Source organism: Haemophilus sp. CCUG 60358, from assembly GCF_001679485.1.
In the GTDB taxonomy this organism is placed as follows: domain Bacteria; phylum Pseudomonadota; class Gammaproteobacteria; order Enterobacterales; family Pasteurellaceae; genus Haemophilus_D.
Window position 1 is genome coordinate 185,693 of the sequence record NZ_LZOZ01000008.1, and the last position, 14,503, is coordinate 200,195.

The 14,503-nt window shown below is 39.5% G+C and carries 11 protein-coding genes; 8 read left to right on the plus strand and 3 right to left on the minus strand.

What is annotated here, in order from left to right:
* Positions 1-179 precede the first annotated feature (179 nt).
* Positions 180-1,571, minus strand: coding sequence for a signal recognition particle protein (gene ffh / locus A9500_RS03495; protein WP_065243904.1), 1,392 nt, complete (start codon positions 1,569-1,571; stop codon positions 180-182).
* Positions 1,572-1,710: 139 nt separating this feature from the next.
* Here ffh and A9500_RS03500 point away from each other — a divergent pair, with 139 nt between their 5' ends.
* The 3 genes from A9500_RS03500 to selD all read left to right on the plus strand — a co-directional run bounded on the left by A9500_RS03500 (position 1,711) and on the right by selD (position 4,943).
* Positions 1,711-2,496, plus strand: a complete 786-nt coding sequence (locus A9500_RS03500) for an inner membrane protein YpjD (RefSeq protein WP_065243905.1) — start codon at positions 1,711-1,713, stop codon at positions 2,494-2,496.
* 78 nt (positions 2,497-2,574) lie between these two features.
* Positions 2,575-3,843 (plus strand): HlyC/CorC family transporter, encoded by a 1,269-nt coding sequence (locus A9500_RS03505; RefSeq protein ID WP_065243906.1) that lies wholly within the window; start codon positions 2,575-2,577, stop codon positions 3,841-3,843.
* Positions 3,844-3,905: 62 nt separating this feature from the next.
* The gene (gene selD, locus A9500_RS03510) at positions 3,906-4,943 is read left to right on the plus strand and encodes a selenide, water dikinase SelD (protein ID WP_083180274.1); all 1,038 of its coding nucleotides are present in this window, start codon (positions 3,906-3,908) and stop codon (positions 4,941-4,943) included.
* Positions 4,944-4,990: 47 nt separating this feature from the next.
* On the opposite strand, the gene A9500_RS03515 is transcribed toward selD, so the two are convergent.
* Together A9500_RS03515 and gap are read right to left on the minus strand one after the other, a co-directional pair.
* Positions 4,991-6,808 carry a long-chain fatty acid--CoA ligase gene (locus A9500_RS03515; protein WP_065243908.1) on the minus strand — a complete coding sequence of 606 codons (1,818 nt, stop codon included), beginning with the start codon at positions 6,806-6,808 and terminating at the stop codon, positions 4,991-4,993.
* Between the two features lie 229 nt (positions 6,809-7,037).
* Positions 7,038-8,057: a type I glyceraldehyde-3-phosphate dehydrogenase gene (gene gap, locus A9500_RS03520; protein ID WP_049363694.1), complete on the minus strand. Its 1,020-nt coding sequence runs from the start codon at positions 8,055-8,057 to the stop codon at positions 7,038-7,040.
* Between the two features lie 218 nt (positions 8,058-8,275).
* On the opposite strand from gap, the gene gmk reads away from it, so the two are divergent.
* The 5 genes from gmk to murI all read left to right on the plus strand — a co-directional run bounded on the left by gmk (position 8,276) and on the right by murI (position 14,330).
* Positions 8,276-8,902, plus strand: coding sequence for a guanylate kinase (gene gmk / locus A9500_RS03525; RefSeq protein ID WP_041918290.1), 627 nt, complete (start codon positions 8,276-8,278; stop codon positions 8,900-8,902).
* A 60-nt stretch (positions 8,903-8,962) separates the two neighbouring features.
* Positions 8,963-9,229 carry a DNA-directed RNA polymerase subunit omega gene (gene rpoZ / locus A9500_RS03530; RefSeq protein ID WP_049367045.1) on the plus strand — a complete coding sequence of 89 codons (267 nt, stop codon included), beginning with the start codon at positions 8,963-8,965 and terminating at the stop codon, positions 9,227-9,229.
* A gap of 75 nt (positions 9,230-9,304) precedes the next feature.
* Positions 9,305-11,425, plus strand: a complete 2,121-nt coding sequence (spoT, locus tag A9500_RS03535) for a bifunctional GTP diphosphokinase/guanosine-3',5'-bis pyrophosphate 3'-pyrophosphohydrolase (protein ID WP_049367044.1) — start codon at positions 9,305-9,307, stop codon at positions 11,423-11,425.
* A complete protein-coding gene (gene recG / locus A9500_RS03540; RefSeq protein ID WP_065243909.1) occupies positions 11,425-13,506 on the plus strand; it encodes an ATP-dependent DNA helicase RecG in 2,082 nt (693 codons plus the stop codon). The genes spoT and recG overlap by 1 nt, the downstream gene beginning before the upstream one ends.
* Positions 13,507-13,538: 32 nt before the next feature.
* A complete protein-coding gene (murI, locus tag A9500_RS03545) occupies positions 13,539-14,330 on the plus strand; it encodes a glutamate racemase (RefSeq protein WP_065243910.1) in 792 nt (263 codons plus the stop codon).
* Positions 14,331-14,503 lie beyond the last annotated feature (173 nt).

Consider the following 14,503-nt stretch of genomic DNA (forward strand, 5'->3'; position numbering starts at 1 on the left):
ATGAGTAATTATGAATATTTTGTAGGAAAGTATAGCAAAAAACATTTAATTTTTTGACCGCACTTTCTATCAAAAATAAATTAATTTTGAGTAAAAATAATTGAGTTCTGTAATATACAGAACTCAGAATATTATTAATTGATCTATTTGATTTTATAGGTTGATCTTGTATAAAGAAACTACCGTTTAAACATACCGCCTAAACCACCAAGGCCACCTAAGCTGCCTCCGCCCATTAAGCCTTGCATACCACGCATCATTTTCGCCATTCCGCCTTTACGCATTTTTTTCATCATACGTTGCATTTCATCAAATTGTTTCAGCAACTTATTCACATCTTGCACTTGTGTACCAGAACCTAATGCAATACGACGACGGCGAGATCCTTTGATAATGTCTGGATTGGCACGTTCTTTTAAGGTCATGGAATTAATGATGGCTTCCATTTTGATAAACATTTTGTCATCTACTTGATTTTTGACATGATCCGGTAAGTTTTTCGCACCCGGTAATTTTTCAAGCATCGACATCATGCCGCCCATTTTTTTCATCTCACGGAGCTGCTCACGGAAATCGTCTAGGGTGAAATCATCACCTTTCTTGAATTTCTGTGCCATTTTTTCCGCTTTTTCGCGATCTACTGAACGTTCAAGATCTTCGATAAGGGAAAGCACATCACCCATGCCTAAAATACGCGACGCTACGCGATCAGGATGGAATGGCTCGAGGGCTTCTGTTTTTTCGCCCACACCTAGGAATTTAATCGGTTTGCCGGTGATTTGACGGATAGATAAGGCCGCACCACCACGTGCATCACCATCCACTTTGGTTAAGATAACCCCAGTAAGTGGCAAAGCTTCATTGAAGGCTTTTGCTGTATTTGCTGCGTCTTGACCGGTCATTGCATCAACGGTGAAGAGGGTCTCAATTGGATTTAATGTCGCATGAACTTGCTTGATTTCATCCATCATCTCGCTATCAACGTGTAAGCGACCCGCGGTATCCACAATTAACACATCGTAGAATTTGAGTTTGGCGTCAGCAAGTGCCGCTTTGGCAATCTCTACCGGTTTTTGTTTAACATCAGATGGGAAGAAATCCACGCCAACAGATTGCGCTAAGGTTTCAAGTTGTTTGATCGCTGCAGGACGGTATACGTCGGCAGATACTACAAGCACTTTCTTTTTATGACGTTCGCGTAAGAATTTTGCTAATTTACCCACGCTAGTGGTTTTACCCGCACCTTGTAAACCAGCCATTAAAATAACTGCGGGTGGCTGTGTCGCCAAGTTTAAGCTTTCATTAGCTTCACCCATGGCTTTTTCGAGTTCGCGCTGAACGATTTTTAAGAACTCTTGGCCTGGTGTTAAGCTTTTATTGACTTCTTCGCCTAACGCGCTTTCTTTTACTTTAGCAATAAATTCACGTACGACAGGCAAAGCAACGTCGGCTTCTAATAACGCCATGCGCACTTCGCGTAGGGTTTCTTTAATATTATCTTCAGTTAAACGCCCTTTACCGCTAATGTTGCGTAGCGTTTTGGAAAGGCGATCCGATAAATTTTCAAACATTTTAAATCCTGTTTTTTCTTAAAAAATTGACGTGATTATACCGAAATTTGGGCGTTTTTCATCATTTCAAATAAAATTATGGCGATCTAGAGAAAAGATCCGTTAAAATAAGAATAATTCCTAGTAAAGAGAAAGCATTATGTGGTTTGCCCTTTTTTCGATTATTTTTTACATTCTTAGTTTATTGTTGATCGCCCCGTTTTTGATGAATTCATCAGAAGGGAAGTTGAGTCAAAGTAAAATTCCGTTTTTTCTGACCGCACTTGCAGCAATTGTTCTGCATGCAGTCAGCACGTTCCCTCTGCTAGAGGATCTTGCTTCAGGGCAAAGTTTTACGCTAATGCAAATCGCTTCCTTAATGAGCGTCATTATTGCGGCATTGGCGACGCTTTCAATGTTTCTCGTTTCGACAATGTGGTTTGTTTTACCGATAGTGTATGCGTTTTCGATCATTAGCTTGATCTTTGCGACATTCTTATCAAGCCACATTATTCAAATGCTTAATCAAAATACGTTGATGTTATTCCATATTGGCTTGTCGCTATTTACCTATGCAGTTTGTTTTATTGCAACGCTTTATGTGATCCAATTGGTATGGTTAGACCGTAATTTGAAAAAACGTAAAATTCAATTTTCGCCAGCAATTCCGCCATTGATGGCAGTAGAACGCCATTTCTTTTGTTTATTTGCGATGGGGGAGGTTTTACTCACGCTGACGTTAATTTCAGGCACTTATCATGTGTTGCAAGCAGTGACCCCAGAAAATCTGCACAAAGCAATTTTCTCTTTCCTAGCTTGGATTAGTTTTGGTATTGCTTGTTTTGGTCATTGGCGATTGGGCTGGCGTGGAAAAAGGATGATTATTTACGCAATTTCAGGTATCATTCTGCTTACGATTGGCTATTTTGGTAGCCGTTTGATTTAATTAAAATCAAAGAACAGGTAAAAAGTGCGGTGAAAATGACCGCACTTTTTGTTGATTAACGAACAAAAGGATTTACCCTTGGACAGTATCCCCCTTAGTACTTTATTTATTACACTCATTATTTGTTTAGTTTTATCAGCCTATTTCTCCGGCTCAGAAACCGGATTACTCTCTCTCAATAAATATCGCCTTCGTTTTATGGCGGAACAAGGTAATAAAGGTGCGCAAAAAGCAGAAAAACTGCTTGAGAAGCCAGATACCTTGTTAAGTTTTATTCTGATCTTTAATAACCTTGTTAACATCAGTGCTTCAGCTATTGCAACCATGATTGGTATGCGTTTATATGGCGATGCGGGTGTGGCTATTGCAACAGGTTTATTAACCTTTGTGATGCTTGTTTTTTCTGAAATTTTCCCTAAAACCGTCGCGGCAATGCATCCTGAAAAGGTGGGATTATTTTCAAGTCATATCTTGGTCTTGCTATTAAAAATATTTTATCCGTTAGTTTGGTTAATGAATCTTTTCACGAAGACATTAATGCGAATGGTGGGTTTAAAACCTGATATGCAAAAGCAAGTGATTAGTCGTGAAGAACTACGTAGTATCGTATCGGAAGCGGGAGAAGCCACACCGGATGAACAGCATCCACAAATGTTGCTCTCTATTTTAGATATGGAAACGGTGACGGTCGACGATATCATGGTGCCACGTAATGAAATAGCAGGGATTGATATTGATGACGATTGGAAAGCGATTATGCGCCAGCTTAATCATGCACCACACAACCGAATTGTGTTGTATAAAGGCAGCCTTGATGAGCAAGTATTAGGGATTTTGCGCGTGCGTGAAGCGTTTCGTTTGTTATTAGAAAAAAATGAATTCACCAAAGAAACTTTATTACGTGCAGTTGATGAAGTGTACTTCATTCCAGAAGGGACACCACTAAAAACACAATTAGAGAATTTCCGTACGAAAAAAGAACGTATCGGTTTAGTGGTGGACGAATATGGTGATATTAAAGGATTAGTCACGCTTGAAGATATTTTAGAAGAAATTGTAGGGGATTTTACAACCACTACTGCACCGACTATTGAACAAGAAGTGGTGCAACAATCTGATGGCTCAATGATTATTGAAGGTTCGGCAAATCTTCGTGATTTGAATAAAATGTTTGGTTGGGAATTAGATACAGAAGATGCTCGCACCTTTAATGGTCTGATTCTCGAGCATCTTGAAGATATTCCTGATGAAGGAACCGTTTGTGAAATCGATGGCTTACGAATTACTATTTTAGAAGTCAGCGATAATATGATTAAACAAGCAAAAGTAGAGAAATTGGCCTCTTAAATGTGGCTTTTTCTAACCGCTCTTTTGTTTAAGAAGTACATTATTTTTACAAAGGATTGAATATGACGGATGAGATTCGTTTAACACAATACAGCCACGGCGCAGGTTGAGGCTGTAAAATTTCGCCTAAGGTGTTAGGGACAATTTTACAGACTAAACTCGAAAAATTTGCTGATCCCAATTTATTGGTCGGTAACGAAACAGCGGATGATGCTGCGGTTTATGATCTTGGTAATGGTACTGCAATTATCAGTACCACGGATTTCTTCATGCCGATTGTGGATGATCCTTTTGATTTTGGTCGCATTGCTGCAACCAATGCCATTAGTGATATTTTCGCAATGGGTGGTAAGCCAATTATGGCAATTGCCATTCTAGGCTTCCCGATTAATAAATTGCCACCAGAAGTGGCTCAAAAAATAGTTGATGGTGGTCGTTTTGCTTGTCATCAAGCAGGGATTTCGCTAGCGGGTGGACACTCGATTGATGCACCAGAACCTATTTTTGGTTTAGCGGTAACAGGCGTTATTGCAACGGATCGTGTAAAACGTAATGCCTCGGCAGAAGTGGGGTGTAAGCTTTATCTGACGAAACCATTGGGTATCGGCGTGCTGACTACTGCAGAGAAAAAAGGTAAATTAAAACCAGAACATCAAGGATTGGCAACAGCAGCAATGTGCCAAATGAATCTGATTGGTAGTCAATTTGCAGAAGTTGCAGGTGTAACCGCTATGACAGATGTAACAGGGTTTGGTTTGTTAGGGCACTTGGCTGAAATCTGTGAAGGCTCAAATCTTAATGCGGTTGTGCATTTTGATAAAATCAAATTATTAGATGGTGTAGCAGATTACATTGCAGAAGGTTGTGTACCAGGTGGAACCAATCGTAACTTTGAAAGCTATGGACATAAAATCGGCCCTCTTACCGATTATCAAAAGGCGGTACTTTGCGATCCACAAACTTCAGGTGGTTTGTTGATTGCGGTTAAACCAGAAAGTGAAGCGGAAATTTTAGAGATTGCGAAAAAAGCCGGTATTGAGCTTAGTGAGGTAGGCGTATTGAAACCTCGTCAAGCAGGCGTACTAGTAGAAGTCGAATAAATGGCTTTAGTGAAAATAAAAAGTGCGGTGAAAATTCACCGCCTTTTTTATTCTTTATTTTCCTTATTTTCTTTGTTGTTGGAATACATCGAGTCAATAATATGACGATAGCGTTCCATAATCACTTTTCGGCGTAATTTGAGCGTAGGGGTGATTTCACCAAGTTTTACGCTAAATGCTTGAGAGAGTAGCGTAAATTTCTTCACTTGTTCGAAGTGCGCCAATTCTTTTTGGAGGCTTTCGATGCGCTTCTCAAACATTTTAATAATTTCAGAGTGTTTGAGTAATTCCATGCGATCTTGATACTTAATATTCAGTTTTTTCGCATATTCTTCTACGCTATCAAAACAAGGCACGATTAGGGCTGAAACATATTTTTTGGCATCGGCAATAATCGCAATTTGTTCGATAAATTTATCTTTACCGATTTTACCTTCGATATATTGTGGAGCAATGTATTTGCCGTTAGAGGTTTTCATCAATTCTTTAATACGATCGGTAATAAATAAATTACCTTCAGCATCAAACTCACCGGCATCTCCTGTTTTCAAGAAACCATCTTCGGTGAAGGCTTGGGCAGTTTCTTCAGGCTTTTTATAGTACCCCTTCATCACCATACCGCCACGAACCAGAATCTCGTTATTTTCACCAATTTTAACTTCGGCGTTTGGCATCAGTTTACCGATAGAATTTGGATTAAAATGATGATCATCCCAACAAGAAACAGTTGCCGTGGTTTCAGTCATGCCATAACCGAGTTTGATATTAATCCCAATACTATGGAAGAAAAGCCCAATGGTTGGTTCTAATTTTGCACCACCGCAAGGCATCATTTTAATTCGTCCGCCTAACAATGAACGCAGTTTAGACAGCACCAGTTTATCGGCAAGTGCATAGCGTTTTTGCAAGAAGAAGGGGACTTTTCTATTTTGAGAGAGAAGATCAAAACGTTTTTGTCCCACTGCAATTGCCCAATGGAAAATCATCTGACGAATAAAAGGGGCTTTTTGTACTTTATCAAGCACGGCAGAATAAATTTTTTCATAGAAACGTGGTACCGCACACATAAAGGTCGGGTGCACTTCCGTTAATGCTTCACGTACTTGATTGGTGTCTTCGAGATAACAAAGGATTGCTCCCCGATGTAACACATAGGCAACCCAAGCACGCTCAAAAATGTGGCTAAATGGTAAAAAAGAAAGTGAAACCTCATCTTGATTAACATCTAATGCAATATCATGGGCTTCAAGTTGATGCGCCAAGTTATTGTAATCGAGCATTACGCCTTTCGGTTCACCTGTTGTGCCAGAGGTGTAGATGATCGTGAATAAATCATCCATCGTTTTATTTGCTAAGCGAGTTTCAAATTCAGCCTGAAATTCTGCTGTACCTAATTGAATTAAATCGTCCCAATGGTAGGAAAGGGTAGTTTCTGTCAGTTGAATTTTTTCTTTCATGGCCACAATTTTTTGTAATTGTGGACACTGATGTGCAATTTCTAACGCTTGATCATATTGTTCTTGATCGCCAACAAACAGAATTTTGACATCGGCATGATTTAAAATAAATTCTGCCTGTTGTGCCGTATTGGTTGCATAAATGGGAACGGTGATAGCTCGGACTTGAAGTGCCGCAATATCTGCGATTGTCCAACGTGACATATTGTGCGCAAAAATTGCAATTTTATCTTGTACTTGAATATTGCAAGCAAGAAAAGCTAATGAAAGCTGATCAAGCTGTTGTTGGAATGCGTTCCACGAAATATCTTTCCACAAGCCATTAATTTTATGGCGAAGTGCGGTTGCATTTTGACGAGTTTTTGCCTGCTGGCGAATTCGATTGACGAAATGACGTTCTAAATTCATATAAGCCTTATTTGAGCGAACAACTGTACGCTAATATAAACTAAATAAATTTAAAATCTAGTAAAATGTTATTATTTTGTGAATATAGAATAAATAATAGACATATTTATTTTTCTATTATTATATTCAAATGAGCAATAAAGAATATATAAAATATTGAGAAAATCTAAATTGATTAGAAATAAAAAAACCGCTCTAAAAAGAGCGGTTAATTTTTTAGCTATTTTGATTAGCCTTTGTAGTTGTATACGTGTGCAACTAAGTCTAATACTTTGTTTGAGTAACCAGTTTCGTTATCGTACCAAGATACTAATTTCACGAAAGAATCAGTTAATGCGATACCCGCATCAGCATCAAATACAGAAGTTAAAGCACAACCGTTGAAGTCTGTAGAAACTACTGCATCTTCAGTGTAACCTAAAACGCCTTTTAATTCGCCGTTGAAAGTTTTACCTTCAGCTGCATCTTTGATTGCTTGTTTGATTTGTTCGTAAGTTGCTGGTTTTTCTAAGTTTACAGTTAAGTCAACTACAGATACGTTTGGAGTAGGAACACGGAACGCCATACCAGTTAATTTACCGTTTAATGCTGGTAATACTTTACCAACAGCTTTCGCAGCACCGGTAGATGAAGGGATGATGTTTTGTGATGCACCACGACCACCACGCCAGTCTTTAGCTGATGGACCATCAACAGTTTTTTGAGTCGCTGTTGTTGCGTGAACAGTAGTCATTAAACCATCTTTGATACCGAAAGTTTCGTGAACAACACGTGCTAAAGGTGCTAAACAGTTTGTAGTACAAGAAGCGTTAGACACAATATCTTGACCTGCGTATGCACCAAAGTTTACACCACGTACGAACATTGGTGTGCTATCTTTAGAAGGACCAGTTAATACGACTTTTTTCGCACCAGCAGTGATGTGTTTGCGTGCTGTTTCATCAGTTAAGAACAAACCTGTTGCTTCAACTGCAACATCAACGCCGATCGCACCCCAGTTAAGGTTTGCAGGATCACGTTCAGAAGTAACACGGATAGTTTTACCGTTTACGACTAAGTTACCGTCTTTAACTTCAACAGTACCGTCAAAACGACCGTGAGTTGAATCGTATTTCAACATGTAAGCCATGTATTCAACGTCGATTAAGTCGTTGATACCTACAACTTCGATGTCATCGCGATGTTGTGCTGCACGGAATACGATACGACCGATACGGCCGAAACCGTTGATACCAATTTTAATAGCCATAAGATTTTCACCTTCTATTTTTTAAGTTAAACAAAATCGTTGCTCTAACGAGTTCTCGTGGATTATAGCATGGGCATTTTGATAAAAAAAAGGGTATATACCACTTTTTTGTGATCTCGATCACTTTTTAACAATTTGGTAAAACAAATGAAAATTTGACCGCACTTTTCATTTTCTTTTTGTATAATAAAAACAAACAACAATAAGAGGTTTCAATTATGTCTCAAGGTAATTTATATATTCTTTCTGCACCGAGTGGGGCGGGCAAGTCATCATTAATTTCCGCGTTATTAGAAAAAAATCAAGGCACGAAAAAAATGGTGTCCATTTCACACACAACGCGTTCACCTCGACCAGGCGAAAGTCATGGTGTGCATTATTATTTTGTTTCAGTAGAAGAATTTGAAACCTTAATTGAAAAAGGCCACTTCTTAGAATATGCAAAAGTGTTTGGCGGTAATTATTACGGCACTTCATTGCCAGCAATTGAAGAAAACTTGGCTAAAGGTATTGATGTGTTTTTAGATATTGATTGGCAAGGTGCACAGCAAATTCGTCAAAAAGTACCTTCTGTAAAAAGCATTTTTATTTTGCCTCCATCATTGCCAGAATTGGAGCGTCGCTTGGTTGGACGCGGACAGGATAGCAAAGAGGTCATTGCTGAGCGAATGTCAAAAGCAATCAGCGAAATTTCGCATTATGATGAATATGATTACGTGATTGTGAATGATAATTTTGAACAGGCATTGGCAGATTTACAAAGCATTTTGCAGGCAGAACGCTTGACCAAAGCTTATCAACAAACAGAAAATGCGGACTTAATTCATCAGCTACTAGCAAAATAAGCTTGAATTGAGTACAATATTTTCCCTTTATAGACATTATTTTTAACATCGGAGTAAAACATGGCTCGAGTGACTGTGCAAGATGCAGTAGAAAAAATTGGTAACCGTTTTGATTTAATTTTAACCGCCGCTCGTCGTGCGAGACAATTAGAGTTACATCAAAGTGAGCCGTTAGTGCCGGAAGATAACGATAAACCAACTGTAATCGCATTACGTGAAATCGAAAAAGGGTTAATCAACCAAGAAATCATGGATGCAAAAGAGTATTTAGATGCGGCAGCTTCTCAACGTAGCGAAGAAGTGGCTGTAGCGTTAATCGCAGAATAATCTCATTAAAGTGCGGTCAAAATTAAAGCTATTTTGATCGCCTAGTCTTTCTCTCTACAAAAAGTCAGGTGTCCTTTGGAATTGTTTGCAGATTTAGATCGAATTATTCAGGGGTATTTGCCCGCCGATAAAATTGAATTAATCAAACGTGCATTCGTCATTGCGCGAGATGCTCACGAAGGACAATTTCGCTCAAGCGGCGAACCTTACATTACTCACCCTGTTGCAGTAGCTTCAATTATTGCGGAAATGCATTTAGACCATGAAGCAATCATGGCTGCATTATTGCATGATGTTATCGAAGATACCCCTTATACCGAATCCCAATTAAAAGATGAATTTGGTGCTAGCGTAGCCGAAATTGTTGACGGCGTATCGAAACTAGATAAATTGAAATTCCGTACCCGCCAAGAAGCACAGGTTGAAAACTTCCGCAAAATGATTTTAGCGATGACTCGAGATATTCGCGTCGTCTTAATCAAACTGGCTGACCGTACCCATAATATGCGAACGTTGGGTTCATTGCGTCCGGATAAACGCCGTCGTATCGCAAAAGAAACTCTAGAGATTTACTGTCCCTTAGCCCACCGTTTAGGCATCGAACATATCAAGAATGAATTAGAAGATTTATCTTTTGAAGCTATGCACCCCCGCCGTTATGAAGTACTTAAAAAGTTCGTCGAACAAGCGCGTGGTTCTCGTCAAGAATTGATTCAACGCATATCTAATGATATTTCACAACGTCTTGATAATGTAGGCATTACAAATCGTATTTGGGGACGTGAAAAACATCTCTATAAAATTTACCAAAAAATGCGCACGAAAGATCAGAAATTCCATTCTATTATGGATATTTATGCTTTCCGCGTTATTGTGAATTCGGTTGATGATTGCTATCGCGGGTTGGGGCAAATGCATAGTTTGTATAAACCTCGCCCTGGTAAAGTGAAAGATTATATTGCTGTGCCTCGTGCAAATGGCTACCAAGCACTGCAAACGTCAATGATTGGCCCTCATGGGGTGCCCGTAGAAGTTCATCTTCAGACTGAAGAAATGGAACAGGTTGCTGAAATGGGAGTTACCGCCCATTGGGTGTATAAAGAAGGTGGTAAAAACGATAGCACCACCGCTCAAGTACGTGCGCAACGTTGGTTGCAAAGCTTAGTGGATATTCAACAAAACGTGGGTAACTCCTTTGAGTTTATTGAGAACGTAAAATCTGAGTTTTTCCCGAAAGAAATCTATGTCTTTACGCCGAAAGGTCGTATCGTTGAATTACCAATGGGCGCAACAGCTGTCGATTTTGCTTATGCAGTGCATTCTGATGTGGGAAATCATTGTGTTGCGGCAGTAGTAGAGCATAAACCTTATCCGTTATCACAAGCTTTAGAGTCTGGTCAAACCGTTGAGATTGTGACCAGTGAAAATACTCATCCAAACGTTAGCTGGTTAAACTTTGTAGTAACTGCTCGTGCAAGAACTCGTATTCGTCATTTCTTAAAATTATTGCGTGCAGATGATGCCGTTCAAACTGGTAAAAAACAGCTAGAAATGGCCCTAAAACCACATTATCTCTCTGAGGTTTCTGAAGAGAAAATCCAAGCGTTACTAAATGAATTGAATCTCTCAAGCCTCAATGAGCTTTTTGAGGAAATCGGCGTAGGTAACCAAATGTCGAGTGTCATTGCTCATCAATTAATGGATGAAGCTATTGAAATTGATGTGGATGGTGTGTCTGAAAATACACAAAGTACACTAACATTGAGCCGAGATGGCGAAATGAAAGCGTCTTTCGCTCAATGTTGTCATCCAATTCCGGGTGATCCGATCGTGGCATTAAGTACGGCGAAGAAAGGTGTGGTTGTACATCATCAAGCTTGTTCTAATTTAACGTCAGGTAATGCCAAAGATTTCACCGCGGCAAAATGGGAAGAGGCTGAAAGTGCGGTCAATTTTGATGCCGAATTACACATTGAAATGCTTAATGAACAAAATGTATTAGGTAGCCTCATGACAGCGGTCGCGACTTGTGAAAGTAATATTCAAAGTATTTGGACGGAAGAATTAGAGAATAATCTGCTATTAGTCATTATCCAAGTTGGCGCGAGAGATATCTATCATTTAGAAAACATTATGCGAAAAATCAAACAAATTACCAGTGTGATTCGTTTGAAGCGCAATATTAATGAAGCATAATGAGCACGCAACTTCTCGATGCCGTTCCTTTAACGACTTTATCCGGTGTAGGTGCGGCAATCTCCGATAAATTAAGCCGTATTGGAATTCATAATCTCCAAGACTTGCTTTTTCATTTACCTATCCGTTATGAAGATCGCACGAGAATTATGCCTATTGCCGATCTTCGTCCTGAACAATATGCTACCATTGAAGGCGTTGTCCAAACTTGTGAAGTCGCGTTTGGGCGCCGTCCTATTTTAACCGTCAGTCTTTCTGATGGAACGAGCAAGATTATGCTCCGTTTTTTCAATTTTAATGCGGGGATGAAAAACAGTTTTCAGATTGGTACGCGCGTCAAAGCGTTTGGCGAAATTAAACGTGGACGCTTTATGGCGGAAATTCATCATCCTGAATATCAAATCATACGGGATAATGCGCCATTGGTTTTAGAGGAAACACTTACGCCTATTTATTCCACAACGGAAGGTTTAAAACAAAATTCATTACGTAAGCTAACCGATCAAGCATTGGCTTTACTCGATAAAATCCAATTAACGGAAATTTTACCTAATGAATTTAATCCACATCCTTTTAGCCTAAAGGAGGCTATTCGATTTTTGCATCGTCCGCCGCCAGACATTTCATTAGATGTTTTGGAAAAAGGGCAACATCCTGCACAGCTGCGACTTATCTTTGAAGAGCTGCTTGCACACAATCTTGCAATGCAAAAAGTGCGGTTGGGTACGCAGCAGTTTTTAGCGTTGCCATTGCATTATCAAACTGATTTGAAGCAACGTTTTCTTGCATCTTTGCCTTTTCAACCAACGAATGCCCAAAATAGAGTCGTGGCGGATATTGAACAGGATTTAGCGAAAGATTATCCGATGATGCGACTTGTTCAGGGCGATGTAGGTTCAGGAAAAACATTGGTAGCAGCATTAGCCGCCTTATTAGCGATTGATAATGGCAAACAAGTGGCTTTAATGGCGCCAACAGAGATTTTAGCGGAACAGCATGCGAATAATTTCCGCCGTTGGTTAGAGCCTTTTGGTATTGAAGTTGGCTGGTTAGCGGGTAAGGTGAAAGGGAAAGCTCGCCAAGCTGAATTGGAAAAAATTAAATCGGGTGCTGTCCAAATGGTGGTGGGCACACATGCTTTATTCCAAGAAGAAGTGGAATTTGCTGATTTAGCCTTGGTAATTATAGATGAACAGCATCGTTTTGGTGTGCATCAGCGTTTAATGTTACGAGAAAAAGGCGAAAAAGCAGGATTTTATCCGCACCAACTGATTATGACAGCAACGCCAATCCCAAGAACGTTAGCAATGACGGTTTATGCTGATCTTGATACGTCGATTATTGACGAATTGCCACCAGGTCGAACGCCGATTACGACAGTGGTTATTTCTGAAGAGCGTCGAGATGAAATTGTTGCTCGAGTCAAAAATGCCTGTATTAATGAAAAACGTCAGGCTTATTGGGTTTGTACGTTGATTGATGAGTCTGAAGTATTAGAAGCGCAAGCAGCCGAGGCAATTTGGGAAGATTTAATAAAAGCGTTGCCGATGCTTAAAATTGGTCTTGTACATGGACGAATGAAACCGCAAGAAAAACAAGATATTATGGCTGCCTTTAAAAATGCAGAACTTGATTTGCTTGTGGCTACAACCGTGATTGAAGTGGGTGTGGATGTGCCGAATGCCAGTCTTATGATCATTGAAAATGCAGAGCGTTTGGGCTTATCACAACTCCATCAGTTACGTGGACGAGTAGGGCGTGGCAGTACGGCGTCTTTTTGTGTCTTAATGTATAAACCGCCGTTGGGTAAAGTGTCGCAAAAACGTTTACAGGTATTGCGTGATAGCCAAGATGGCTTTGTGATTTCAGAGAAAGATTTAGAAATTCGTGGCCCAGGTGAAGTATTGGGCACTAAACAGACAGGAATTGCCGAATTTAAAGTGGCGAATTTAATGCGCGATCGTAAAATGATCCCAACAGTTCAACATTATGCTAAGGCATTAATCGTAAAATATCCGGATGTGGCAGAAAGTTTAATCCGCCGTTGGCTAAATAATCGAGAAATTTATTCGAATGCCTAAAGTGCGGTTATTTTTGAAAGAGTTTTATATAAATGAATAAATCAACGGTACTTTTCTTTGATTCTGGAATGGGGGGCTTAAGCGTTTATCGCGAAGCGAAAAAGCTGATGCCCGATAACCATTATTTGTATTGCTTTGACAATGCTGGCTTTCCTTATTCAGAAAAATCAGAAGAAACAATTATTCAGCGAACATTGGGTATTTGTAAAAAAATTAATCAGGATTATCCACTTGATGCCATTGTGATTGCTTGCAATACTGCGAGTACTGTAGTGTTACCACCTTTGCGTGAACAATTTTCTATTCCGATTGTAGGTACTGTGCCAGCTATTAAGCCAGCAGCAGAAATCTCACAAACGAAACATATTGGACTATTGGCGACAAAGGGGACGGTTAAACGCCCTTATGTTAATGATCTTATTCATCAGTTTGCCTCCCATTGTATAGTTGAACGATTAGGCTCAACTAAACTGGTTGAAATCGCAGAGCATAAAATCCAAGGGAAATCGGTCGATTTGATTGCATTGAAAAATGAATTAAGTCCTTGGGCTTCAATAGAGAACTTAGATACGATTTGTTTAGGCTGTACCCATTTCCCTTTAATAAAAGATGAAATACAAATTTGCTTACCTCAAGTGAAGAATTTTATGGATCCAGGATTCGCTATTGCCAAGCGATTGCAGTTCTTACTTGATAAATTAGAAGTGCGGTCAAAATTAGAGGTGAAAAATCAGGTTTTTTGTACGCAAGATGTAGAGAATAAACACCAATTAGAACAAGCGTTGGCTCTCTGGGGATTTGATGGAATTACCGTTTTAAAATGATTTTTTCTCGTCATGTTGGTGTGTTTGTAAGCAAATAGCAAAAAAATTTACATTTTTTTACAAAAAGATCTTGCAAAGGCATCTGAAATGCCTATAATACGTCCCACACAACGACGCGCTGTTGTGAAGCTTTATAAAACCAGTGCGTCGTTGTTTTTTGCTCTTTAACAATA

Bases quoted from the DNA above. Each gene is read 5' to 3' on its own strand.
- A9500_RS03515 (WP_065243908.1), bottom strand. From the start codon at position 6,808: ATGAATTTAGAACGTCATTTCGTCAATCGAATTCGCCAGCAGGCAAAA.
- gmk (WP_041918290.1), top strand. From the start codon at position 8,276: ATGTCTCAAGGTAATTTATATATTCTTTCTGCACCGAGTGGGGCGGGC.
- ffh (WP_065243904.1), bottom strand. From the start codon at position 1,571: ATGTTTGAAAATTTATCGGATCGCCTTTCCAAAACGCTACGCAACATT.
- A9500_RS03500 (WP_065243905.1), top strand. From the start codon at position 1,711: ATGTGGTTTGCCCTTTTTTCGATTATTTTTTACATTCTTAGTTTATTG.
- rpoZ (WP_049367045.1), top strand. From the start codon at position 8,963: ATGGCTCGAGTGACTGTGCAAGATGCAGTAGAAAAAATTGGTAACCGT.
- murI (WP_065243910.1), top strand. From the start codon at position 13,539: ATGAATAAATCAACGGTACTTTTCTTTGATTCTGGAATGGGGGGCTTA.
- gap (WP_049363694.1), bottom strand. From the start codon at position 8,057: ATGGCTATTAAAATTGGTATCAACGGTTTCGGCCGTATCGGTCGTATC.
- recG (WP_065243909.1), top strand. From the start codon at position 11,425: ATGAGCACGCAACTTCTCGATGCCGTTCCTTTAACGACTTTATCCGGT.